This window comes from Butyrivibrio sp. ob235 (assembly GCF_900109475.1).
Classification (GTDB): Bacteria; Bacillota; Clostridia; order Lachnospirales; family Lachnospiraceae; genus Butyrivibrio.
Genome location: NZ_FOBE01000024.1, coordinates 14,940 through 36,335 on the forward strand (window position 1 = coordinate 14,940; position 21,396 = coordinate 36,335).

At 42.8% G+C, this 21,396-nt stretch carries 21 protein-coding genes; 9 read left to right on the top strand and 12 right to left on the bottom strand.

Annotated elements, in window-relative coordinates:
* The 5 genes from BMW61_RS15045 to BMW61_RS15070 all read right to left on the bottom strand — a co-directional run bounded on the left by BMW61_RS15045 (position 1) and on the right by BMW61_RS15070 (position 4,565).
* The gene (locus BMW61_RS15045) at positions 1–507 is read right to left on the bottom strand and encodes a shikimate kinase (protein WP_022761172.1); all 507 of its coding nucleotides are present in this window, start codon (positions 505–507) and stop codon (positions 1–3) included.
* Positions 508–531: 24 nt separating this feature from the next.
* On the bottom strand, positions 532–1,056 hold the full coding sequence (locus tag BMW61_RS15050; protein ID WP_091823586.1) for a SprT family zinc-dependent metalloprotease: 525 nt from the start codon (positions 1,054–1,056) through the stop codon (positions 532–534).
* A gap of 18 nt (positions 1,057–1,074) precedes the next feature.
* On the bottom strand, positions 1,075–1,656 hold the full coding sequence (locus tag BMW61_RS15055; RefSeq protein WP_022761174.1) for a xanthine phosphoribosyltransferase: 582 nt from the start codon (positions 1,654–1,656) through the stop codon (positions 1,075–1,077).
* A 150-nt stretch (positions 1,657–1,806) separates the two neighbouring features.
* Positions 1,807–2,700 (bottom strand): LysR family transcriptional regulator, encoded by an 894-nt coding sequence (locus tag BMW61_RS15060; RefSeq protein ID WP_022761175.1) that lies wholly within the window; start codon positions 2,698–2,700, stop codon positions 1,807–1,809.
* Positions 2,701–3,005: 305 nt separating this feature from the next.
* Positions 3,006–4,565, bottom strand: a complete 1,560-nt coding sequence (locus BMW61_RS15070; RefSeq protein WP_091823589.1) for an ABC-F family ATP-binding cassette domain-containing protein — start codon at positions 4,563–4,565, stop codon at positions 3,006–3,008.
* 192 nt (positions 4,566–4,757) lie between these two features.
* Between BMW61_RS15070 and BMW61_RS15075 the strand changes: the two genes are divergently transcribed.
* From BMW61_RS15075 to BMW61_RS15090, 4 genes are all read left to right on the top strand, one after another.
* Entirely contained in the window at positions 4,758–5,579 is an 822-nt protein-coding gene (locus BMW61_RS15075; RefSeq protein ID WP_091823591.1) for a transporter substrate-binding domain-containing protein, read from the top strand.
* Between the two features lie 79 nt (positions 5,580–5,658).
* The gene (locus BMW61_RS15080; RefSeq protein ID WP_026498122.1) at positions 5,659–6,330 is read left to right on the top strand and encodes an amino acid ABC transporter permease; all 672 of its coding nucleotides are present in this window, start codon (positions 5,659–5,661) and stop codon (positions 6,328–6,330) included.
* Positions 6,320–7,063, top strand: a complete 744-nt coding sequence (locus BMW61_RS15085; RefSeq protein WP_022761177.1) for an amino acid ABC transporter ATP-binding protein — start codon at positions 6,320–6,322, stop codon at positions 7,061–7,063. The genes BMW61_RS15080 and BMW61_RS15085 overlap by 11 nt, the downstream gene beginning before the upstream one ends.
* Before the next feature lie 15 nt (positions 7,064–7,078).
* Positions 7,079–7,669 carry a cytidylate kinase-like family protein gene (locus BMW61_RS15090; protein ID WP_022761178.1) on the top strand — a complete coding sequence of 197 codons (591 nt, stop codon included), beginning with the start codon at positions 7,079–7,081 and terminating at the stop codon, positions 7,667–7,669.
* Positions 7,670–7,751: 82 nt separating this feature from the next.
* Here BMW61_RS15090 and BMW61_RS15095 read toward each other — a convergent pair whose 3' ends face one another.
* Positions 7,752–9,185 carry a hypothetical protein gene (locus tag BMW61_RS15095; protein ID WP_091823594.1) on the bottom strand — a complete coding sequence of 478 codons (1,434 nt, stop codon included), beginning with the start codon at positions 9,183–9,185 and terminating at the stop codon, positions 7,752–7,754.
* A gap of 78 nt (positions 9,186–9,263) precedes the next feature.
* On the opposite strand from BMW61_RS15095, the gene BMW61_RS21650 reads away from it, so the two are divergent.
* Entirely contained in the window at positions 9,264–10,025 is a 762-nt protein-coding gene (locus BMW61_RS21650; RefSeq protein WP_139176362.1) for a hypothetical protein, read from the top strand.
* Between the two features lie 38 nt (positions 10,026–10,063).
* Here BMW61_RS21650 and BMW61_RS15105 read toward each other — a convergent pair whose 3' ends face one another.
* From BMW61_RS15105 to BMW61_RS15115, 3 genes are all read right to left on the bottom strand, one after another.
* Positions 10,064–10,795 carry a spermidine synthase gene (locus BMW61_RS15105; RefSeq protein ID WP_091823597.1) on the bottom strand — a complete coding sequence of 244 codons (732 nt, stop codon included), beginning with the start codon at positions 10,793–10,795 and terminating at the stop codon, positions 10,064–10,066.
* A gap of 6 nt (positions 10,796–10,801) precedes the next feature.
* On the bottom strand, positions 10,802–11,731 hold the full coding sequence (locus BMW61_RS15110) for an AEC family transporter (protein ID WP_091823600.1): 930 nt from the start codon (positions 11,729–11,731) through the stop codon (positions 10,802–10,804).
* 116 nt (positions 11,732–11,847) lie between these two features.
* On the bottom strand, positions 11,848–12,237 hold the full coding sequence (locus tag BMW61_RS15115) for a DUF4342 domain-containing protein (protein ID WP_026498127.1): 390 nt from the start codon (positions 12,235–12,237) through the stop codon (positions 11,848–11,850).
* 207 nt (positions 12,238–12,444) lie between these two features.
* Between BMW61_RS15115 and BMW61_RS15120 the strand changes: the two genes are divergently transcribed.
* The gene (locus tag BMW61_RS15120; RefSeq protein WP_026498128.1) at positions 12,445–12,858 is read left to right on the top strand and encodes an ATP-binding protein; all 414 of its coding nucleotides are present in this window, start codon (positions 12,445–12,447) and stop codon (positions 12,856–12,858) included.
* On the opposite strand, the gene BMW61_RS15125 is transcribed toward BMW61_RS15120, so the two are convergent.
* Together BMW61_RS15125 and BMW61_RS22025 are read right to left on the bottom strand one after the other, a co-directional pair.
* Positions 12,844–14,019: a phosphotransferase gene (locus BMW61_RS15125; protein WP_091823603.1), complete on the bottom strand. Its 1,176-nt coding sequence runs from the start codon at positions 14,017–14,019 to the stop codon at positions 12,844–12,846. The two genes, BMW61_RS15120 and BMW61_RS15125, sit on opposite strands and share 15 nt — an antisense overlap.
* Before the next feature lie 58 nt (positions 14,020–14,077).
* A complete protein-coding gene (locus BMW61_RS22025) occupies positions 14,078–15,703 on the bottom strand; it encodes a hypothetical protein (RefSeq protein WP_175475242.1) in 1,626 nt (541 codons plus the stop codon).
* Positions 15,704–15,842: 139 nt separating this feature from the next.
* On the opposite strand from BMW61_RS22025, the gene BMW61_RS15140 reads away from it, so the two are divergent.
* From BMW61_RS15140 to BMW61_RS15155, 3 genes are all read left to right on the top strand, one after another.
* Complete coding sequence (locus BMW61_RS15140; protein ID WP_091823613.1) at positions 15,843–17,159, top strand: diguanylate cyclase domain-containing protein; 1,317 nt, start codon at positions 15,843–15,845, stop codon at positions 17,157–17,159.
* A 427-nt stretch (positions 17,160–17,586) separates the two neighbouring features.
* The gene (locus tag BMW61_RS15150) at positions 17,587–18,177 is read left to right on the top strand and encodes a DUF8052 family protein (RefSeq protein ID WP_049946128.1); all 591 of its coding nucleotides are present in this window, start codon (positions 17,587–17,589) and stop codon (positions 18,175–18,177) included.
* Positions 18,178–18,215: 38 nt separating this feature from the next.
* Positions 18,216–19,967 carry a carbon starvation CstA family protein gene (locus BMW61_RS15155; RefSeq protein WP_091823619.1) on the top strand — a complete coding sequence of 584 codons (1,752 nt, stop codon included), beginning with the start codon at positions 18,216–18,218 and terminating at the stop codon, positions 19,965–19,967.
* A 164-nt stretch (positions 19,968–20,131) separates the two neighbouring features.
* Here BMW61_RS15155 and BMW61_RS15160 read toward each other — a convergent pair whose 3' ends face one another.
* Positions 20,132–21,274 (bottom strand): hypothetical protein, encoded by a 1,143-nt coding sequence (locus tag BMW61_RS15160; protein WP_091823622.1) that lies wholly within the window; start codon positions 21,272–21,274, stop codon positions 20,132–20,134.
* Positions 21,275–21,396 lie beyond the last annotated feature (122 nt).

Here is a 21,396-nt window from a genome sequence, read left to right on the forward strand (position 1 = left end):
TTACTTTCCACCTAGTGCATGTAGAGTAAGTTCCACCACTTCTTCAAGGTTGTGATCCTTTTCCTCAATCGTGATGTCCGCATACTTTTCATAAAGTGCGCTTCTCTCGTTATAGAGGGATAATAGAGTCTGCCCTTCTCTCATGACTACTCCGCGCTGTTTCGCATCCTGCAGGCGGTTTGTCAACTCTTCCATATCCACCTTGAGATATACTACCTTCCCTATATTCTTGTAGTGTTCCATTGCCTCCTTGCCGTAAACTACGCTTCCACCGGTAGCAATGACACTTTTTTCTTCCTCTATCTCGGAATTTGTCCTGTTTTCAATCTCAATGAATTTCTCAATTCCCTGCTCTTCGATGATTTCGGACAGCCTTTTTCCTTCCCGCTTCTGGATTACCAGATCGGCGTCCACAAAGTTGTATCCGAGAATCTTCGCAAGAACAACTCCCATCGTGCTCTTACCCGAAGCCGGCATACCAATCAATATAATATTGTCTTTCTTCATTTCCTGCTTATCCAATCTCTAAAATTACAATTTAATTTCTGCCACGGTCTGCCTGGACCATGCAACTGCGCCGCACCTTGTACAACCATAACGCCTGTAATTTCTTGTGAATTTCGAATCGCGTTTTCTGTATATTTTGGCGCCGCAGCCTCTGCAGGTAAAAACATATTTTATCGCCAGCGGAGTGCTCTTGTAATCCTCTACTCCCTTCTCTCTGCCCCTGGTTATGCGTTTTATATTATAGCCGTAGATTCTATTCATAATATCCGCATTTCTCTTCCAGCACCCTGTATGATTCATACTATCCTTGCAGGTATGCAGTATTTCGTGGATCATGGTCTCCAGCACAGCTTTTTCGGAAATTCGGTCATCCGTCAGAAGCGCTGATGATATCTGTATCGCGTACGTACCATCAATATTCTTTTTACACTGTCCCCATCTTGTTTTTGCTCTTTTGTTAATCTCCCAGGATACAATATTGCCTATTTGTATCCCCGCGCTTTTTACATCGCTGAGACTCTTTTCTTTTAATGCTTCAAAATCCTTCATGTAGTTCTGTTATCTCCGTTAGTCAGCCTCTCTGAAAATAATCTCGCCATTGTCCTTCATCTCATCGATAATAGCAAGAGAAGTGACGTCGTATCCCATCTGCCTTAAGTCCGCGCCTCCCTGCTGGAAGCCCTTTTCTATGCAAATTCCTATGCCTTCCACCTTTGCTCCTGCCTGGTCACAGATTTCTACCAGTCCTTTCATGGCATTACCGATAGCTATGAAATCATCAATTAAGAGAACATGGTCATCCGAATTTAAATATTCTCTCGAAACTGTTGCATCATATTCTTTTCCATATGTGAAGGAACTCACCCTTGATACATATACATCATCACCAATATTAAGACTCTTGGATTTCTTGGCAAAAACAACCGGAACTCCAAAGTACTTCGCTACTGCGCAGGCTATCGGTATCCCTGATGCTTCGATGGTAAGAATTCTGGTGATCTTCCTGTCCTTATACTTCTCATAAAAAGCTTCTCCTATCACTTCCAGAAGCCCTACATCAATCTGATGGTTCAAAAAGCTGTCCACTTTAAGAATGTTTCCGGGATATACCTTGCCACACTCAAGAATCTTTTCCTCAAGAATCTTCATGATTGTTCCTCCTCATAAAAAACTACTATATCCGTTCCTGCTTTTAAACACCAAAGCTGTATATTTATTATATAATAATTTGCTTTGGTAGATTTCTAAATTATTAGTGAAATAAAAAAGCTGCCCGAAGACAGCTTTTTGTATATATACTCATTTTTTGTCTTCGTCATATATCCCGTTAACCATGTTCCAGAATTCCTCTGCAACCTTGGAAAGATTGCGCTTTGAACTTTTGACCAGTACATAGCCTGCGGTGACATCCGGCTTGGCGATGCGCTTAATAACTACGCCTTTACTGATATATTTGGCGGCAGATGCGGGATAAATTGCGATTCCAAGTCCGCCTGCAGTCAGTTCGTAGGCGTTCAGCATGTGCGCTATGCGGCAGATTATCTTTGGTTCACAGTTTAAGGGTGCAAACCAGTTCTCTATCTCTTTTCTTCTGGATCTTCTGGAGGGAATAATAAGCTCATAGGGTGCAAGCTTGGCGATTTCTATGGAATCGCCTTTTTCTGTGGCAAGCGGGTGATTTTCCGGTATCATTGCAACCCAGGGCTCCGTGTAAACAAGCCGCCCGTCCAGACCCTCTTCATCGTAGGGTAGCGTTATAACTCCTATCTCGTTTAGTCCTGCATGAACTCTCTTCACAACATCGTCGGAATTTCCGTTCCACACCTCGTATTCAACAAGCGGATATTTCTTCTTAAAATCGCAGATCCAGCTTGCGAACAGTTCAGGTGCATGTCCTTCAACCGTAGCAAGGTACAGCCTGCCTGTAAGGCCTTCTCTCATCTCTCTGATATCCTCAAGAGACTGATCGGAGAGCTGCTTAATTCTCCTTGCGTACTGCATAAAACGCTCTCCCGACTCCGTAAGCTCAAGTCCTCTTGCTTTTCTTACGAACAGCTGCGTATCAAGCTCTTCCTCCAAATCCCTTATCTGACGGCTTAGCGGAGGCTGTGCAATGCATAGCTTCTCTGCGGCCTTTGTAAAGCTGCCTTCTTCTGCTATTGTAAGGAAATATCTGATATGTCGAAGCTCCATATTGCTCTCCTTTCATATATACCTTTTAGGTATATCTTACCCTCTTATATATGTATTATACAACAGCTATGCAAGGTGTTATGCTGTAATCAGATAAAGGAAATACGAAATAACGCCGACGGAAAACGGCATGAGATGAAACATATAGTACATATCTTGTTTAAGAAAGGGGGACAGGGTTATGAGACATCTTTTGAAAATGATTGAGGAAGCACTTGAAGAATACTATAAGACTTTTGCATAAAGTTTAAAATCCGCGGCCTTGCCGCGGATTTTTTATTTTATACGATATTGGTATCAGCATGTCAGATCTTAGTCGTCCACTTTGTACAATCTATTACTTCCGTAGCAAGATCCTCGTAAAATTCAGGCTCATGACAGACCATAAGCACGGTTCCCTTGTACTCTTTAAGCGCTCTGTGAAGCTCTTCCTTAGCATCTACATCAAGGTGGTTCGTGGGCTCGTCGAGTACAAGAATATTGGATTCCCTGTTCATAAGCTTACACAGGCGAACCTTTGCCTGCTCACCACCGGAGAGTACTTTACATTTGCTCTCTATATGTTTGGTGGTAAGACCGCATTTCGCCAGTGCCGACCTCACTTCATACTGAGAAAATGACGGGAATTCATTCCATATCTCTTCGAGACAGGTAGTCTCGATATCAGGCGACATTTCCTGTTCAAAGTACCCGATTTCAACGTTCTCACCCCTGGTAACCTTGCCTGAAATAGCGGGTGTTATTCCCAGAATGCTCTTTAACAGTGTGGTTTTACCGATTCCGTTCGCACCGGTAAGTACCAGAAATGAATTTCTCTCAATTGCCAGATTGAGCGGTTTTGAAAGCGGCTCATCATAGCCTATTATGAGATCCTTGAGCTCAAACAGGTATTTCCCCGGTGTCCTAGCTGTCTTGAAATAGAACTCCGGCTTGGGCTTTTCCTGAATCTTCTCAATAAGCTCCATATTATCGAGCTTTTTCTGTCTCGCCATCGCCATGTTTCTGGTTGCAACTCTTGCCTTATTCCTGGCGACAAAGTCCTTTAAATCCGCAATCTCCTGCTGCTGTCTGTTATATGCAGCTTCTCTCTGTGCCTTCTTTACCTCATAGACTTCCATAAACTTATCGTAATCACCCACATATCTGTCGAGACTGTGAGTCTGTCCGTCCATGTGATAAATGATATTCACAACATTGTTTATAAATGGAATATCATGCGATATTAAAATAAAGGCATTTTCATATTCCTGGAGATATCTGGTCAGCCATACGATATGCTCCGCGTCCAGATAGTTTGTGGGCTCGTCCAGAAGAAGAATATCCGGCTTCTCCAATAATAGCTTTGCGAGAAGAATCTTGGTTCTCTGGCCTCCGGAGAGCTCCGTTACATCGCGCTCAAGGCCGAGTTCCAGGAATCCCAGCGCTCTTGATACCTCTTCGATCTTGGAATCTATCAGATAAAAATCGTGATTTGTCAGAAGGTCCTGGATAGTTCCCAGCTCTTCCATATACTCCTCAAGCTGCTTTTCATCAGCCTCACCCATCGCATCACATATTTCATTCATGCGTTTTTCCATATCAAAAAGAGGCTCGTAGGCTGAAGCGAGGACATCTCTTATCGTCATACCCTCTCTGAGGACTGCATGCTGATCAAGATAACCGACCTTAACGTTCTTAGCCCATTCGATATTGCCGGAATCAGGCATTAATTTACCAGTGATTATGTTCATAAAGGTGGATTTGCCCTCACCGTTTGCACCAACAAGTCCTATATGCTCCCCTTTGAGGAGTCTGAATGACACATCATCAAAAATGGCTCTGTCTCCAAAACCATGTGTCAGATGTTCAACATTTAAAATACTCATTTAGCTGCTCCTTTCTATCAATACAGTATATTGCATGGCGGCAGTCATTTGAAGAGCGAATTAAAACCTTGCATTACAGCCGAAAATCCGCTATATTATCAATATCAAAGACAAGGGCGTCTGCTATTTCGATTAGCCGATGCCCCATTTTTTTAGATAAATTCCAATCGTACACGGAAGGAGTGAGAGGTTATGAAAAAGAAATTGTTAGGTATTGTAATGGCATGTATGATGGCTACTGTAGCCGGCTGTGGCGGCGCTTCAGGCGAGTCAGCACAGCCAGCATCAACCACTGATGAGGCAGCTGCAGAGGCTCCCGCAGGCGATGCTTCGGGCAAAGTTTGGAAAATCGCTACAGATACATCCTTCAAGCCATTTGAGTACACCGATGACAGCGGTAATTTTGTCGGAATTGATATGGATATTCTCGCAGCTATCGCTGAAGATCAGGGCTTTAAATATGAGATGCAGGTTCTTGGTTGGGACGCTTCAATCGCTGCTTGCCAGGCAGGTCAGGCAGACGGTATGATCGCCGGTGCATCCATCACAGATGAGAGAAAAGAGTCCGGCTGGATCTTCTCAGACGGTTACTACGATGCAAACCAGAGCATGGCTGTAGAAGCATCTTCAGACATCACAGGCTTTGACGGACTTAGCGGCAAGTCTGTTGCTGTTAAGACAGGTACCATGAGTGCTTCCTATGCTGAGAGTCTTGCTGATCAGTACGGCTTCACCGTTACATATTTTGAGGATTCACCGACCATGTATCAGGCCGTTGTAGGCGGACAGGTTGCTGCAACCTTTGATGACACACCGATCATGGCTGCCAACATCAAGGATTCCGGACTTTCCATGAAAATCGTGGACGGAACAGGTAATGATCCTGCTCAGTACGGCTTTGCTATCTTCAACGCAGACAATCAGGAGCTTGTAGACCTGTTCAACAAGGGACTTGCAAACATCAAGGCAAACGGAAAATACGACGAGATCGTAGCTAAATATCTTGGTGAATAAAACTAATTATTATTGCCTGCAAAAAGCCTCATTATGGGGCTTTTGCAGGCTATTGTGCATTTTTATGAGGAACAAATAAATGGTTAAGATTATTACAGTATATGGCGGTATGCTGCTGGTGGCTCTCGGAAGAACACTTCTTCTTGCCCTTCTGGGCCTGTTTTTTGCATGCATTATCGGTATGATCTTCGGAATAATGGGTGTTATTAAAAACAGAGCCTGCAACATCATTTCCCAGATTTTCGTAGACGTCATAAGAGGCGTTCCTATGATTGTTCTGGCGTTTTTTGTTTATTTCGGAGTTCCGTACTTTTTCAATACAATCATCGGAGGCTTTTCAATAAGCCTGACTGCACTTCAGGCAGGAACAATCTGTCTTGCACTGAACTGCGGCGCATATATGGCTGAAATTGTCCGCGCGGGCATTCAGTCAGTTGATATCGGTCAGATGGAAGCAGCTAGATCACTCGGTCTCACCTACGGAATGGCTATGAGAAAAGTCGTTCTTCCTCAGGCTATTCGGACCATGATCCCCACTTTCATCAATCAGTTCATAATCACTCTTAAGGATACCTCGATTTTGTCGGTAATCGGCTTCCCGGAGCTCGTCAACACGGCTAAAAACGTACAGGCGAACACCTTCATGTCCTTCCAGACATGGGCTATCGTCGGAATCATGTACCTTATCGTTATAACTATCCTTTCACGAAGCGCAAAGGTGGTTGAAAGGAGGCTCAGCGTTGGCAGATAAAAACGAAATCAAGATAAAAGTTCAAAACTTAAAGAAATGCTACGGAAGTCTGGAAGTACTTTCAGACATTTCCGCAGAAATACATAAGGGAGAAGTGGTCTGTGTAATAGGCCCCTCCGGCTCCGGAAAATCAACCTTTCTTCGTTGTCTCAACAAGCTTGAGAAGGTCACATCGGGAACAGTTGTTATTGATGGAAAAGATATCACTCAAAAGCAGGTAAACATCAATCATGTCCGCGAAAATATCGGCATGGTTTTCCAGCATTTCAATCTTTTCAACAACCTGAATATATTGGATAACCTGACTCTGGCTCCCGTTCAGCTCAAAAAGTGCAGCAAGGATGAAGCCGTAAAGAGGGCCAAGAAAATGCTTGAGAAGGTCGGTCTTGCAGACAAAGAATCCAGCTTCCCCAGCCAGCTTTCAGGCGGTCAGAAGCAGCGCGTAGCTATCGCAAGGGCTCTTTGCATGGAACCTGACATCATGCTTTTCGACGAACCCACCTCTGCTCTCGATCCCGAAATGGTAGGCGAGGTTTTGCAGGTTATGAAAGACCTTGCGGCAGACGGAATGACCATGGTTATCGTAACGCATGAAATGGGCTTTGCGCGTGAGGTGGCCGACAGGGTTATCTTCATGGATGCGGGCTATATCGTTGAGGAAGGAACTCCTCAGGAAGTTCTCCTTAATCCCAAAGAAGAAAGAACCATAGATTTCTTAAATAAAGTCTTATAAATAACGGTGGAATTTATGAAGAATATAATAACTATAAGCAGACAGTTTGGTGCCGGCGGAAGCACCATCGGCCAGGCTGTCGCTGACAGACTTGGATTCTATTATTGTGACAAGGATATGATATTAAAAGCTGCTATCGAAAGCGGTAACCTCTCTCCGGAGGAAGTCCGCTACTACGATGAACGTGTTCCTACAGAGTTCGGATTCGGCCAGAGTCTTTTTGATTTCTATAACAAGCCCCTGGATGAGCGCCTTTTCAACGCACAAAAGGAGGCCATAAAAAAAGTCGCTGAAAAGGGTAACTGCGTAATTGTCGGAAGAAACGCCAATATCATTCTTAAAGAGTACGACCACACTCTCCACGTATTCATCGCTGCCTCAGAGCATTTCCGCCTGCAGCGCATGCGCGGAAAAATGCCCGGTGTCTCTGATGAGAAAATTCTCGAGCATATGCATTCAGTTGACAGGACCAGGAAGAAATATTGTAAGCACTACACCGATACCACTTTCGGAAGCGCCGAATTCTACGATCTGGCGGTAAAGAGTTCAACGTTAGGCATTGACGGCTGTGTTGATCTTATATGCAAGGCAGCGCAGGATACCTGATATAATAACATCCAAAACCATTAAAAAGGCCCCGGAGCATGTGATTAGCTCCGAGGCTTTAACTATATCCATCAAACCAAAATTATTTCTTTGATTTCTTACCCTTAGGCTGCTTTGCCTTCGCATAGATGGTTGTGCTGGTTACTCCATAGTATTTGTCTTCAATATCGTAGTAGACTACCATAATATTTGTAGGCGCATAGTCTGAGTAATATACTTCGTCAATAGTCGTAGTCCTATTTCCTAGTTTAGCATCCTTGTCAACTTCTGTTGTAGTCCACTTTCCTGAATTAGATCCATATTGTCCAAGCTTTATGGTTTTTCCGGACTTAACCGTCTTGTATTTCATACCACGATTGTACTCGTAATTACCATAAACCTTATCCAATACATCTCCGTCTCCGTTATAATCATGGGGTGTAGCATTAGTCTTACCTTTTGCAGACGAAGATCCATACTCATTATCAACATCATAGTATGTATTGGAATACTTATCATAATCCACGCCTTTTATAGACTTCGGCTTTTCATACGTTCCAACGAGAATTTTTACAATCTTATAGCCCTTATTGGCCTTAACTACAAGCCTGCCTTTTTTCTTTGTTGAAAGATTATAATCATAGGAATTTACTTTTCTGCCATAGTTTATATAGTTTTTGTCCCCATAATGTTTCTGAATCAGGGATTTTCCACCAAAAGAGAAGGTCTTAAAGACATCTCCATCACTTCTTACTGTGATCTTAACAGCAATCTTTCCTGTCTGTTTACCGTATTTATTGTAAACAGCAAAGGAAACCTTTGATGTGCCGCATCTCTTAGGGGTAAGCTTTATGTAGACTGCCGCAGCTGAACCGTTTGAATTCTTATATTCTGCTGATTCTTTGTCGTATCCGGTTCCTTTAGCATTCTTCGGAATTATTATCTTTTGTCCTGTTGAAGTACGGTAATAATAATTTCCATCCTTATCCTTTTCAATATCAGCATTTTCATCAGTCTTTGCAACACCGCCCTTACTACGGTCAATTGTTGCTGTGAGGACACTGTTTTTGGATGATTTAAGCTTCTTTATGGCAACATCGCCATTTCTGAGTCCGACACCCAAAAGAGTCGGTCCATCAGAATTTATATAAATTCGCTTAGTTAATGTCTCCTCCTCAGCATATGTAGCCTTCGGATCTGCATCTGATCCGGTTGCTCCCGAAATCTCGTTTTTAACTGTTGTCCTTACCAAATAATATGTTTTGTTTCCCTTGACTGTAGTGGTCACTCTCTTAACAGTGCTATCGCCGGAATATTTCGCAGCCTCCGCCTGAAATGCCTTATAATCCGTAGTCTGGTATATTATCGTATTATCTTCGGTAATAAGCTTGCTGGAATAAGTAACATTTGTTTTTTCCCTCTCTAACTCAATATACTTGACAGGGTAGTTTGCGGCATTAACAGAAGCCGGCGTAGCGAACGCTACGGACAGCGCAAGCGCAAGTGCGGTTGCACCGATTTTTGAAAACTTTCTCATACACTTTCCTCCATTTTATAAATGTTTTTGTCCCCTCGTACAGTGTTCCATTATATCAAAGCGTGATAAAATAACAATATGTTCATAAACAGAAAAACTCATTATTTATCGAATTCATTATTCTGCGCGTCAGGAATTCATCTCCTGGCGAACTTAATACTGTTTATTGCAAGAAAGCTTATCAGATCGAAAAACGCATCCCGTCCGGACATGCTGAATTCCCGCATTCTGATGAGCCAGTTCATCGTGTCATCACTCATGCTTCTCGTGATGGCTTTTGTTTTCGTGTCAAAATGGCGTGCGCTAAAAAAATCCCTCTCTGTCGTGGAGGAATCCGACAAACTCAAAATGGCGGTCCTTCAGCAGGAGGTAATGGGCTCAAGCGTTCCGACTCTCTCCGGTGATGCAATAATCCAGCTCCTTGAGCTCTGGGGCGTGATACTGGTCGGCGTACGCCTTGTTTATGATATTTCTTCAATTGTATACAGGAAATTCATTTTGAATCTTACAGAACTTGCCGATTACACGAAAGAACTTCGTGAGCAATATGTCATGATTTACAACAGCTCTCACGGCTTTAAATATATAAGCCTTCTTGTGGCGCTCCTTCTAGGTCTTTTCATGACGGGAATATGTCTTAAGGACAGACTATTAAAAGCAATGGCCCTTTTACTTATAAGTTTTTTCCTGATATCCTTCGTTTTGCTCGGAATGCAGACAGTAACTGTAGGCGACTATAGAATAGGTATTGTATGGTCCTCACTTATCTTCCACTTCACTGAGACCTTCGGGCTACTGGGTTTAGGTATATACCTTCGCCGAAGATATGTCGGAGTATGACCACCATACAACCACCCATACAATATTGTATGACTCATCTATAGCATTCTGTCAGAAGCCAGAAGAATACTGTTTCCTCTGTTTTCACACATTGTAAGGCTCGTATATTTGAATATCCCCTGCAGGAACTTCTGCGTAATATAAGTCTGCATCTTCACAGTTCCACCTGCATCGTTGATAACATTCATAGCGATAATTCCATCAGGCTTCATGATCATCTTTGCCATTTTCAGCATATTCTCGGTAACAAGCCCTCTTGCTATCCTGTCTCCTACATAGGCATCGTACAGGATAAAATCATAGAGAATTTTCTTGTTATCACTTACTCTAAGGTTATATTCCGCAATCTGTGATATGTAGCTTTCGCCTGCCATGCATTTTATTTCAAGCCTGTCGCTTTCTTTTATTCCAAAGAATCTGTCTGCTACATCTATACAGCGATTATCCATCTCCACCGCGGTCATGGAATTCTTTTTATCAATTCCAAGGAATACCTCTGAAAAAACCAGCCCTCCACCGCCTATCATGAGTGCCTTATGTAATCCGCTGTATTTTCTGCAGATATCCTTCAGCATCACCATATATTTAAAAAGCGGATACTTACGTTTATGTTTTTCCAGATAAACTCCAGACTCTCTGGTTTTATCTGAATAAAAAATCCTGACAGCTTCCCCGTCCTCAATTCTGTCGACCACAGAAAGTCTACGATCCTCACTCACGTATACAGTTTTAGGAAAAATAAGTAATCTCAGAATCTCTAATGTAGTCATAACCGGCTACCTCAAGCTTTGAACAAACAATCCGCACAGCGGAATTGTAAACACCGACAAAAGCGTCGTCAGCGCAACGCCCATAGATGCTGTTTCTTTGTCCCCGTCATAGGCCTCAGCCAGCATAGCTGTCATACTTCCTACCGGAGTTGCAACCATAACGAAGCATACACCGAGCAGAATCTTGTCCGTGATGAAGAAATGCAGCCAGAAAATGGTAACAACAGGTATTATGATCAGCTTAATGAGTGCAAATACCAGGAGCCTCTTTTTGGAAAACAGCTCCTTAAGCTTCATTCCCGCAAGAGAATAACCTATTACCATCATACTCATGGGCACCGTAAGGCCGCTCAGAGAATCTATGACACTCTCAATGGAAGCTGGAACCCTCACCCTGAATAAAAAGAGTGCAACGGACACAAAAACTGCTATGACGCCTACATTAAAGATCTTTTTCCACTGGATATTCAGCCCTTCTCCGTCTTTGCTATCACCCTGCATAACACTTATGCCATAGGTGTAGATCAGAAGATTAAAGGGAAACTGGAAAAACGCAGCATATAAAAGTCCCGTCTCGCCATACATCGCAAGAATTATAGGGAAGCCCATGAAGCCTATGTTTGAGAATATTGTCATAACTCTGTAGGTCCCCACATGCTTAGCATCCACTCGAAGGAGCTTTGGCAGGAAAACCGCGATAATTATAAGCTCTGCATAGATAACAACCGTTACTATTGCACAGGTTATCAGCATGTCAGGTCCGATATATGTCTCCTGGTTTATTCCCGCAGACAGAATAAATGCCGGACTTGCAATATTTACTACGATGGCGGACATTCCTTTACTGACCGCATCGTTCATCATCTTAGTTTTTCTGCAGATAATTCCTACGCCCATTAAAACGAACAGAATTATCATCTGCTTAAGCATTACCATTTTAAAACTCCTTCGGGTATAACAAGAATCTTTATCATTATAAACATTTATTCACAAAAAGAAATACCCCAAAAGACTCGGCTTTTGAGGTATTTCTGCGTTACCTTATTCAGTTTTTACTTAATTTCGTCTGTAGAACCATCCTTCTTCACTACGATGAGTTTGCATCCAAGTCCGAAAGCTGCAACAGATCCGGCAATCAGTGCCCAGGGGGCAGTTGCAAGACCAACGATGCCGCCGATAATTCCGACATTTACGGGAACACTGAGAATAACCTCATCATCCTTCTTGATCTGGATACGATCTACATTGCCCTCTCCAACTTTTTTCTTAAGCTGATCAATGAGGCACTTAACGTCATCGCCGATGTCATTTGCGGAAGGCTGAATAAGCTTTACAGCCTCATCAATGTTGCCGTCTGTTTTCTCAAGGGCTTCCTTTGCTGTTTTGTACTCCACGCCTGTAAGTTCCATTACTTTTTCAATAGCTTCAAGTGTTATATTCATGATATCTCCTCCTTTTTGGCTTTAATCATGTTTTTGTTTTGTTCATGGTCTTATTCTAATACGTGTTGTGCTTCTGTTATATATCATATAGAGCAAAACATCCTGCCCTATCTTTCATCTTTTGTGGATTAGTCGATATGCAACTAATATTTTCATATTTTTTGGTGTATGGTATTATTATAACAGATTTATATGAGGGGTACCGCCATGAAAGAAATAACTCTTGAAGCGAAAGTGGAAAAGTTGAACGATCTTCTTGCCATTGTTGACGAAGAGCTTGAAAACGCAGGCTGCACCATGAAGGTTCAGATGCAGATTGATGTTGCGGTTGAAGAGATTTTTGTCAATATAGCAAGCTATGCCTATAGTGATGGCAGCGGTGATGCGACCATTTTAATTGATGTTGATCAAAATGCCTCCAAAGCCACTATAACTTTCATTGATTCCGGTTTTGCCTATAATCCTCTTGAAAGAGAAGATCCGGACACCACTCTTTCCGCTGAGGAACGGAAAATTGGCGGTCTTGGAATCTTCATAGTAAAGAAGAGTATGGATGAAGTCTCATACAAGCGTGAGGACGATAAAAATATCTTCACGATTGCCACTTCATGGAAAAAGTAATGAATCGACCTTCGGAATGAGTTCCTTTATGTGCTCCTTGGTATGCTCTATTCTTACCTGACCGAGGTCCGAATTCTTGTAATCCGATATCTCCAGAATATAGAGGAAGCGTATTGCCGCAGCCAGCTTGATCTTGTCACAGATAGATTCCTTTTCTGCTGCTGACTTTTCGGAAAAATAGTTATCTATTATTCCGTTCCAGATTCTGTCTCCCATTTCATCCGGTATTCCCAAGAACATCATGCAATTTCCGGGTTCATCCTCCACGAATGACTTATAGGAAACATAAAGACCCGCAAGGTCGAAAATCGGCTGTCCCACGGCAAGGGTGTCCATATCTATCAGCATGGGCTCCCCGTCCACCATCATCACATTTTTCATCTGAAAATCGCCGTGTATAACGTGATTATCATCCGGGAGCTTCTGCAAATATCCTTTTAATATCTCGTACTCATCGTCAGATAAATATTTCCGCACCACGTCCAACGCTTGTAAGAAATTATCCCTGGCATAATGCAGTTCGCCGGGGGGCATTTCTGTCTCATGAACCTGCTTAATAAAATCCACATAGGTCTTAATGATATTATCAGCATCCTCAGGATTATCCTTTATTAGATCATTAAAGGTATTTGCCTTTAGCATCTCAAATACAGATCCGTAGCTGTCCCCGATTCTCACAATATCATACGATATTGCTGTGGGAATTCCGTTGAGAAAGGCCTGTTTTGCCTTTTTCTGCTCATTCTCTATCATGGATAAGCTATCCGGCGAGCTATAAGCTTTGACAATGGTATCATCGTCTATCCTGTACACAGTCCCATAAAAGCCGCGCCCGATGACTTCACAGCCATCCACGGAAATCCTGCGATACGCCTTTTTAATATCTAGAATTTCGGTAAAACCGGTCACCTCAAATATCTCGTAAACTGAAGGGCTAAGTTCGGTAAGTTTCATTGAAATTCCGCTCTTTTGGAGCTTCATGAAGGATCGCAGCCCGGCGCTGGAAATATATTCAACCGCCTCCATGTTGATTTCAAATTCTGCGCCTTCATTTTCCGCGGTAATCTCCTCAAGTTCCTTGAAAACCCCGTCAGCTGTATTGGAATCTATCCTGCCCTCAGGATAAACTGTCACTTTTCCGTTTTTACTATCAGTCCTCATATGGTATACCCCTCATAAAAAACTACAGTAGTACTATTATTATACCATTATTCGGGTGTTACTGTGCAAGCCATCCATAGCATGTGATATCAATACTATAGATAACACCATCCTCGCCTAAATTTATCTCATATCTGTTGCCTGACTGGCTTCTGTCGTCACCGGTCTGATCAAAAGGAATAGTATAAATTGCGATATTCCTGGTATAGTCGTAATTTGTAATATTATTTTCGTTCAAAAAGGTCTTAACCTCATTTTCGGTCATATCAGGATTGAGGCCGCCTGGAAACTCTATATCAACCGGATAATAGTCTGATTGATATACAGTCAGACTGGTCACAATAGTGTTCTTAAGGATGCATGCTTTATCGGAGCTGTTATAAGCCACAATGTAAATACGGCTGTCACCTTTATACATATCAATAACGCCGCCCTGTCCGGCTCCGATTGAATATGATTCGTCATAGTCGTACTTCCAGCCATTGTCCACAAGAACCTGGAGCGGTACTGGAAGGTTGTAAACTACGCCATTTAGCTTGAAATTACCGGATAACGGATCACTTCCAAGTGATGAAGGCGCAACGTAATAGCTAAGATAGTCGGGAGCATCCGTGCTTACCTCTGTCTGCTCCAGATCAGTGGGTTCAAGCTCATTACGCACCGAGATTATCTCAACAATGTCATCATCGTCCATCATAATTGTCGTGTATTTATATGAGGACTCATCCTCATCGGCATTTTCCCCATAGTAGTAATATGCGTTATCATTCTCTCTGTCCGGCACTCCAAGAGCCTTTATAACGTCCCCTTTGGTGCTTATGCCGACAGATATATCTTTTCCATGAGCTGTTACGGGTACGCCCATGGTCTGTACCGTAGGTGTGTTGAAATCAATTTCAGTAATATAACAGTCTCTGGCTTCCTTAACATCAAGGCTGAAGTTCCTGATACTGGTCATTACATGTGCTTCATCCCCGGGATAGTAGAGCCACATGCACTCAAGTCCGCCTGCCGGAATAGTTGTTGATGCATCCTGCTCACTGCTAAAGGACCAGCCGTCCTCCAGAAAGTCGCTAACTTTCTCAGGGAGCTGATAAGTAATTCTTCCAACCGTAAATGCAGAAATATCATAAGGATCACAGGATTTTCTGTCTCCTGAGGGTGTATTTGCCTGAAGCGTATTTTCTTCGGTTACTGCCGGTTCACTTGTAGCCTCCTCTGTGGGCTCCACTGCCGGCTCCTCTGCAGCCTCTTCCACTGCCGGCTCCTCTGCAGCCTCCTCTATAGGTTCCTCGTCTACAGGTTCCTCTGCAGGCTCTTCCACAAAAGGTTCATCTACCACAGGTTCATCCGGTTCTGCGGGCTCTTCCACCGTATTTTGTCCGATAAGCTCTGCATCCTGGTTCGGAAGCTTCTCACTAAAATACTTTACTGCGCTAAATGCCCCGAAAACTATAAGAACAAGAAACAGCACAGCTCCTATTCCAAGTACTACAAGGGCAAGTTTTTTGTTCCTGGCTGATTGTTCCCTCTCAATAGCTACCGGATCATAAGCATATGTCGTCTGCTGTGTGACAGGCTGTTGATTAATCGGTTTACCTGTCATGGGATCAAACTTATAACTGCTTGAATTTACCGAATTAATGGGCTGACCCGTCATCGGGTCAAATCTTTGTTCACTCATTTTTATTTCCTCCCAAACTTTTTTCCCTCTCATAAAATTTTCATAAAATTAATGAGCATAGCGAGTCTATCTTACCACAAACATGGTAAAATAGTAACGTTCTCGGAAATCTGCTCACAAAAACAGCCGAGGTGTTACTATGCAAAAAATTATGGTTGTAGATGACGAAGAAATATACCGTTACATTACAAAAACCATGCTTGAGAATGATTATGACGTAGTCTGCGCTTCTTCAGGTGAAGAGGCTCTTTCTGTTTTTGATAAAGAAAATCCCCAACTTGTAATTACAGATCTTCTTATGCCGCACATGTCCGGTTTCGAGCTTCAAAAGAAATTCAAGGATAAATACGGCTCAGGCGTACCCATGATTTTCATGACCTCGGATGAACGAGAAGAACAGGAAACAATGGGTTTCAGGGTCGGCGCTGCCGATTATATCCATAAGCCTTGCAGCAAGGACATTCTTCTTAGCCGCGTCGGGCGTGTTTTTGACAATATTCAGCATATGAAAAACCTCGAAGCTGAGGCCAGAACGGATCTGCTTACCGGATTATATAACAAGAGTTATGCTGAATCAGAGATCTCAGAGTGCTGTAAGCACAGGTCCGGAGTCCTCATGGTTATCGACCTTGATTCCTTCAAACTGGTTAATGATCTCGTAGGGCACGATGCGGGCGATGAAGTTCTTGTGAGCTTTGCCGGAATTTTAAAAACCGTCATCAGGAATAAAGATGTCGTGGGCAGAATCGGCGGTGATGAGTTCATCATTTTCTGCAACAACATCAAGGATAAATTCATAATAGATGCCAAAACCAAGCAGCTTAACCGCATGCTGAAGGCCGAAGCCGAAAGAATTCTGGGAAATGAGGTGGATATTCCGCTCGGAGTCTCCGTAGGAGCCGTATTTGTACCTGCAGAGGGCACAGAGTACGGAGAACTTTTCAAAAAAGCCGATAAAGCACTCTACCAGGTTAAGCAGAACGGTAAACACAGCTTTTGCCTTTTCCAGTCAGATGATGCAAAGCCACTTCCTGACATCAACACCAACATCAAGAACAGTTTCGCAGTTCTTGATGAACGAGGCGAACCCAGTGGCTCATATGAAGTATCAAACGAGGCCTTTACAACTGTTTACCGCTATTTAAAGCGTTCAATTTTTAATTATAATTCTCTGGTTCAGTTTGGAATAATTACACTGAATTTTGCTGAGGGTATTGAAAGTGACCGGACTGAGGAAATAATGGATGCATTTGCCGGTGTTCTGAGATCATCCATGAGATTCAGCGATGTATTCACAAGAAAGGGTAAAAATCAGTTCTGGCTTCTGATTCCGGAGTCAAATCGCGAAGACTCGGTAAAAGTGGTGCTTGAACGTATCCTTAATAAATGGGCCGGAAATACCGAATCCCAAAACGTATCCGTAACATATGATATCGAAACAATAAAATGCCCTTAAGCTTGGTTATTTAAGGGTATTTTTCTATGTTTGAAAAGACCTGATTAAAATCTCCTCCAGGTGGAGATTTATAATCACCAGCTCTTTACCGGTATCTTCGACAGGAATTTTTGTTACCAGCAGACACCTCTTCAGATTTGCCAGCCTTACCGGCCATTTAAACGGGCAGGGAAGAGCAACTCTCTCAGAGCTCTCTATCTCCCCGTCAGATTCAGCACTTGATGCCTCTTTATTAAGTATAAATATAACGCAAAAAAATAGCAAATTTCCCAAAATACATTACAAAATTAATCTATTTTCAAAAAAACTGATTAAATTTGTCATCTTGCAATAGCGCGTCAAAGTGATAAAGTGACTCTAAGTTATATTTAATCAGTTAATTCGAAGTGTTTTTATACGAATTGCTGATTATGGGAAAGAGGTTTGTATGAATTTCAGGGATGCTTATTTAAAGGAGCTTCTTCGCAGATACGAAGCCAGCTTCGATATCACTGAAAATTTCAGTTTGGGGGACACTGATTACGCCGCATACGCACGGTTCTGCTCACTCAGCGAAAAGTATGTACTAAAAAAAGAAGCAACTCTCTGGTCCATCAAGGCATTTGAGCATGTTCTTTTTATAAAGGAAGACGCGCTGACAGAGGACACTCTTAATGACATCATGTCGGTCATCACGGATTACGCAGAACCTGAACTGGTAAGACACGGCGAGAAATATCCCGAGAAGGATCACATGTGCACATATCTGACTTTCGTGATTCTGACTTCCAAGACACCGGATAAATCATTAAAAAAGGCCATTCGAAAGTTCCGTTACGACAGAGGTTATCTTTTCAATTTCCGTGGACACAGCGAGGCTAGGCTCGCGGTTATTTCCATGGATGATGGTGAAGTAAGCACCAATTATTCAGGGCGCGAGCTGAAAGAACTGCTTTCGGATGTCTATAGCAAAACACATGTTATCTGTAATAACATCACTGAGGCTGCAACTGATCTGGATTATAAATCCGTCAGTTGACATATACCCTAAGGGGATTTCTAAGGAGGAGAAAAAGTATGAATGCAGCAGTATTACTTATTGTAAGTGTTGCAATCCTCGCTGCCGGTTATGTTTTCTATGGCGGCTGGCTTGCAAAACAGTGGGGAATCGATCCCAGCCGTAAGACTCCGGCTCACGAGCTTGAGGATGGCATGGACTATGTTCCCGCAAAAACACCCGTACTTATGGGTCACCATTTTTCATCAATCGCAGGTGCAGGCCCCATCAACGGTCCTATTCAGGCCGCAGTTTTCGGATGGGTTCCGGTTCTGCTCTGGGTTCTTATCGGAGGTATTTTCTTTGGAGGTGTCCATGATTTTGGCGCTCTTTTCGCTTCCCTTCGTCACAAGGGACAGTCTATCGGCGAAATCATTGATGATTCCATGGGAAGAACAGCTAAGAAGTTGTTCCTTACTTTCGGCTATCTGACACTTCTGCTTGTTGTAGCAGCCTTCAGTTCAATCGTAGCAAGTACTTTTGGTACAACTACCGCTGCAGGCGCTGCTGTTGAGGGTGCAACTCTTGCCGCAAACGAGTCCACAGCAATGATTTCATTACTTTTCATAGCACTTGCTATGGTATTTGGTTATTTTGTTTACAGAAAAAATGCCCCTGTAGGTGTTGCTTCTGTATTCGGATGTGTTGGCATAGCTGCTATTGTGGCTATCGGCCTTAACTTCCATCCTATCGCACTCTCATACAACGCTTGGATGTGGGTACTTGGAGCTTACATCCTGGTTGCTTCAGTAACTCCTGTATGGATCCTTCTGCAGCCCAGAGATTATCTCAGCTCTTTCCTTCTCTACTTCATGATTGCAGCAGGTGTTATCGCTGTACTCGGTGCAGTAGTTACAGGCCACGGCCAGTTTGCAGTTCCCGCTATGGGAGATGCATCTCTTAAGGGAACCGGCGTATTCACAACAGGAACCGCTTTCCCTGCACTTTTCGTAACAATCGCATGTGGCGCTATCTCCGGATTCCACTCACTTGTTTCATCCGGAACAACCGCTAAGCAGCTTGATAATGAGAAGAACGCACGCCCCGTTGCATACGGCTCAATGCTCATCGAGTGTACAGTTGCTGTTATCTCTCTTTGTGCAATCGGCTTTGTATGGTCTGCAGCTTCTGACGGAACCTACGCAAGCCCCACACAGGTATTTGCCGGCGGTCTTTCAGCTATGATCGGAAGCTTTGCTCCCGGCGTACAGAATATCATGTACCAGATGCTTATCCTTGCAGTATCCGTATTCTGTCTGACATCACTTGATACAGCTACAAGACTTGCAAGATACATGTTCCAGGAGTTCTTCCTTGAGCAGGGCCAGACAGCAAAGGATGCTACCGGATACAAGAAGGTACTTGCCAATCCTTATGTTGCAACAGCAATAACAGTTGTTCTTGGTGTAAGCCTTGGTATGACCGGTTATACAAAGATTTGGCCTCTGTTCGGTGCAGCAAACCAGCTTCTTGCAGCTGTAGGTCTTATCGCTGTTTGCACATGGCTCGGTGCTGTAGGCAAGAACAACAAGATGTTCTTCATTCCTATGATCTTTATGCTTGCTGTAACTGTTTGCTCACTTTTCCAGACAATAACAGCTAAGCTTACTGCTTACACAACAGGTGCAGCAGATGTTTGGGCTCTTATCCAGGCAGGAATCGCCGTACTTCTTGTTGCTCTGTCTCTTGTACTTGCAGGCATTGCTGCCAAGGTACTTATTGCACAGAGAAATCAGAAGAATGCAGGCAAGAAAGACGAGAACGTTGCTTAAATTATTCGAATAATTGTCGTGAAGACGAAAAAAGGCTTCCCCTCATCCGGCACTTCGTGCCACCTTCCCCCCAAAGGGGAAGGCTTCGATCGGGGAAGCATTTTTACTGTTATTCAGTTTTTGCCGAGTACTGTTTAACTGTTTTTATTTCTTTTCATAATCAATTACTTTTTGAGAAGCCATAACTCATATACTTCTCTTACTGTCCTCTTATTCTTTGTATCGTAGTATGTTACACGAAGGAATGTCGGATGAATTATTCCGTTTGTCTTTCTAACCTTGGTCTTGCTATTGTCCTTCTTGTTAACCAGGCTGTAATCTACTTCTGCATCCTCGCTCGTTGTACTGAGCTTTAAGGTCTTCTTATTCTTAATGGTTTTCCAGACTCTGTTTACTGATTTCTCTGACTGACCGTTTACAACATCATCTGTTCTGCCGTTTCCGTTAAGATCAACCTCTTCTGTGCCTTTATTCTTTGTTCCTTCCCATCCGTCATCGGGCTTATCTGCTGCAACAACCGCACTACTTATTTCGAGTTTTTTGATCTTATAACCCTTATTGGCAGTTACAACAAGTTTACCTTTTTTCTTTGTTGTGTAGTTGCCGGTTTTTGCATAATAGTTTCTATAATCGTCTCTGCCATCTCCGTCGGTGTCTTTTAGAACATTCTTGCCGGCAAAGGTAATTGACTTGATTGCTCTCGTATCAGCCTTAGCGATAATCGTAATGCTCTTGTTGGCTACAACAGCGCCCTGAGCGTTAACTGCGTTAAAATTAACCTTGTACTTACCGGGTTTCTTAGCATAGAACTGTAATCTGTACCATCCTGATCCCTTGTACATCTCCTTAAGCGCATCCCACTCAGCAGACTGCATGTTTCCATTAACATCTCTGTAAAAATATAATTTTTTTCCATCCACCTTCTTATAGTACGCATATTTCGGGCTTCCGGTATTTGTTGCTTCGAAAGAATCATACATTCTGAGTTTAAGATTCTTACTGCTTGACTTAAAACCTGTAAACTTTACGACATCCGGTGTGGTATAAATCGAAGGAATCTCCATATACTGACCTACATTGACGTAATAAACCTTCTTTTCGTTATAAAGAAGGCTTGTATCCTCCATCTTTCCCTCATCTGCCTTAAAAGTTACAACCTCATTTGTATCCTCGTTACAATAAGTGTATGTATCCGTCGCTGCATCATAATTCTTCATTATTTCCGCATTTGCACTTATCGGTGCAACCATGGAAAATGATAAAGCTGCTACAAGAGCGGCGGCCCCCATTCTAGAAAATTTCCCCATTACTTTTTTCCTCCTTTTTGGTATTGTCTATATGTTTGCAATTTTTTGCAACATAGGAACAATTCTAACATTTGAAGGAAAAATGTCAAGGATTTTTTAAGTGTTTTTTCGATATATTGAAA

Bases quoted from the DNA above. Each gene is read 5' to 3' on its own strand.
- BMW61_RS15125 (WP_091823603.1), bottom strand. From the start codon at position 14,019: ATGAGGACTGATAGTAAAAACGGAAAAGTGACAGTTTATCCTGAGGGC.
- BMW61_RS15060 (WP_022761175.1), bottom strand. From the start codon at position 2,700: ATGGAGCTTCGACATATCAGATATTTCCTTACAATAGCAGAAGAAGGC.
- BMW61_RS15075 (WP_091823591.1), top strand. From the start codon at position 4,758: ATGAAAAAGAAATTGTTAGGTATTGTAATGGCATGTATGATGGCTACT.
- BMW61_RS15050 (WP_091823586.1), bottom strand. From the start codon at position 1,056: ATGAAGGATTTTGAAGCATTAAAAGAAAAGAGTCTCAGCGATGTAAAA.
- BMW61_RS15160 (WP_091823622.1), bottom strand. From the start codon at position 21,274: ATGGGGAAATTTTCTAGAATGGGGGCCGCCGCTCTTGTAGCAGCTTTA.
- BMW61_RS15070 (WP_091823589.1), bottom strand. From the start codon at position 4,565: ATGAGTATTTTAAATGTTGAACATCTGACACATGGTTTTGGAGACAGA.
- BMW61_RS15095 (WP_091823594.1), bottom strand. From the start codon at position 9,185: ATGAGAAAGTTTTCAAAAATCGGTGCAACCGCACTTGCGCTTGCGCTG.
- BMW61_RS15110 (WP_091823600.1), bottom strand. From the start codon at position 11,731: ATGGTAATGCTTAAGCAGATGATAATTCTGTTCGTTTTAATGGGCGTA.
- BMW61_RS15115 (WP_026498127.1), bottom strand. From the start codon at position 12,237: ATGAATATAACACTTGAAGCTATTGAAAAAGTAATGGAACTTACAGGC.
- BMW61_RS15150 (WP_049946128.1), top strand. From the start codon at position 17,587: ATGAATTTCAGGGATGCTTATTTAAAGGAGCTTCTTCGCAGATACGAA.
- BMW61_RS15155 (WP_091823619.1), top strand. From the start codon at position 18,216: ATGAATGCAGCAGTATTACTTATTGTAAGTGTTGCAATCCTCGCTGCC.
- BMW61_RS15045 (WP_022761172.1), bottom strand. From the start codon at position 507: ATGAAGAAAGACAATATTATATTGATTGGTATGCCGGCTTCGGGTAAG.
- BMW61_RS15080 (WP_026498122.1), top strand. From the start codon at position 5,659: ATGGTTAAGATTATTACAGTATATGGCGGTATGCTGCTGGTGGCTCTC.
- BMW61_RS21650 (WP_139176362.1), top strand. From the start codon at position 9,264: ATGTTCATAAACAGAAAAACTCATTATTTATCGAATTCATTATTCTGC.
- BMW61_RS15055 (WP_022761174.1), bottom strand. From the start codon at position 1,656: ATGAAGATTCTTGAGGAAAAGATTCTTGAGTGTGGCAAGGTATATCCC.
- BMW61_RS22025 (WP_175475242.1), bottom strand. From the start codon at position 15,703: ATGAGTGAACAAAGATTTGACCCGATGACGGGTCAGCCCATTAATTCG.
- BMW61_RS15140 (WP_091823613.1), top strand. From the start codon at position 15,843: ATGCAAAAAATTATGGTTGTAGATGACGAAGAAATATACCGTTACATT.
- BMW61_RS15105 (WP_091823597.1), bottom strand. From the start codon at position 10,795: ATGACTACATTAGAGATTCTGAGATTACTTATTTTTCCTAAAACTGTA.
- BMW61_RS15090 (WP_022761178.1), top strand. From the start codon at position 7,079: ATGAAGAATATAATAACTATAAGCAGACAGTTTGGTGCCGGCGGAAGC.
- BMW61_RS15120 (WP_026498128.1), top strand. From the start codon at position 12,445: ATGAAAGAAATAACTCTTGAAGCGAAAGTGGAAAAGTTGAACGATCTT.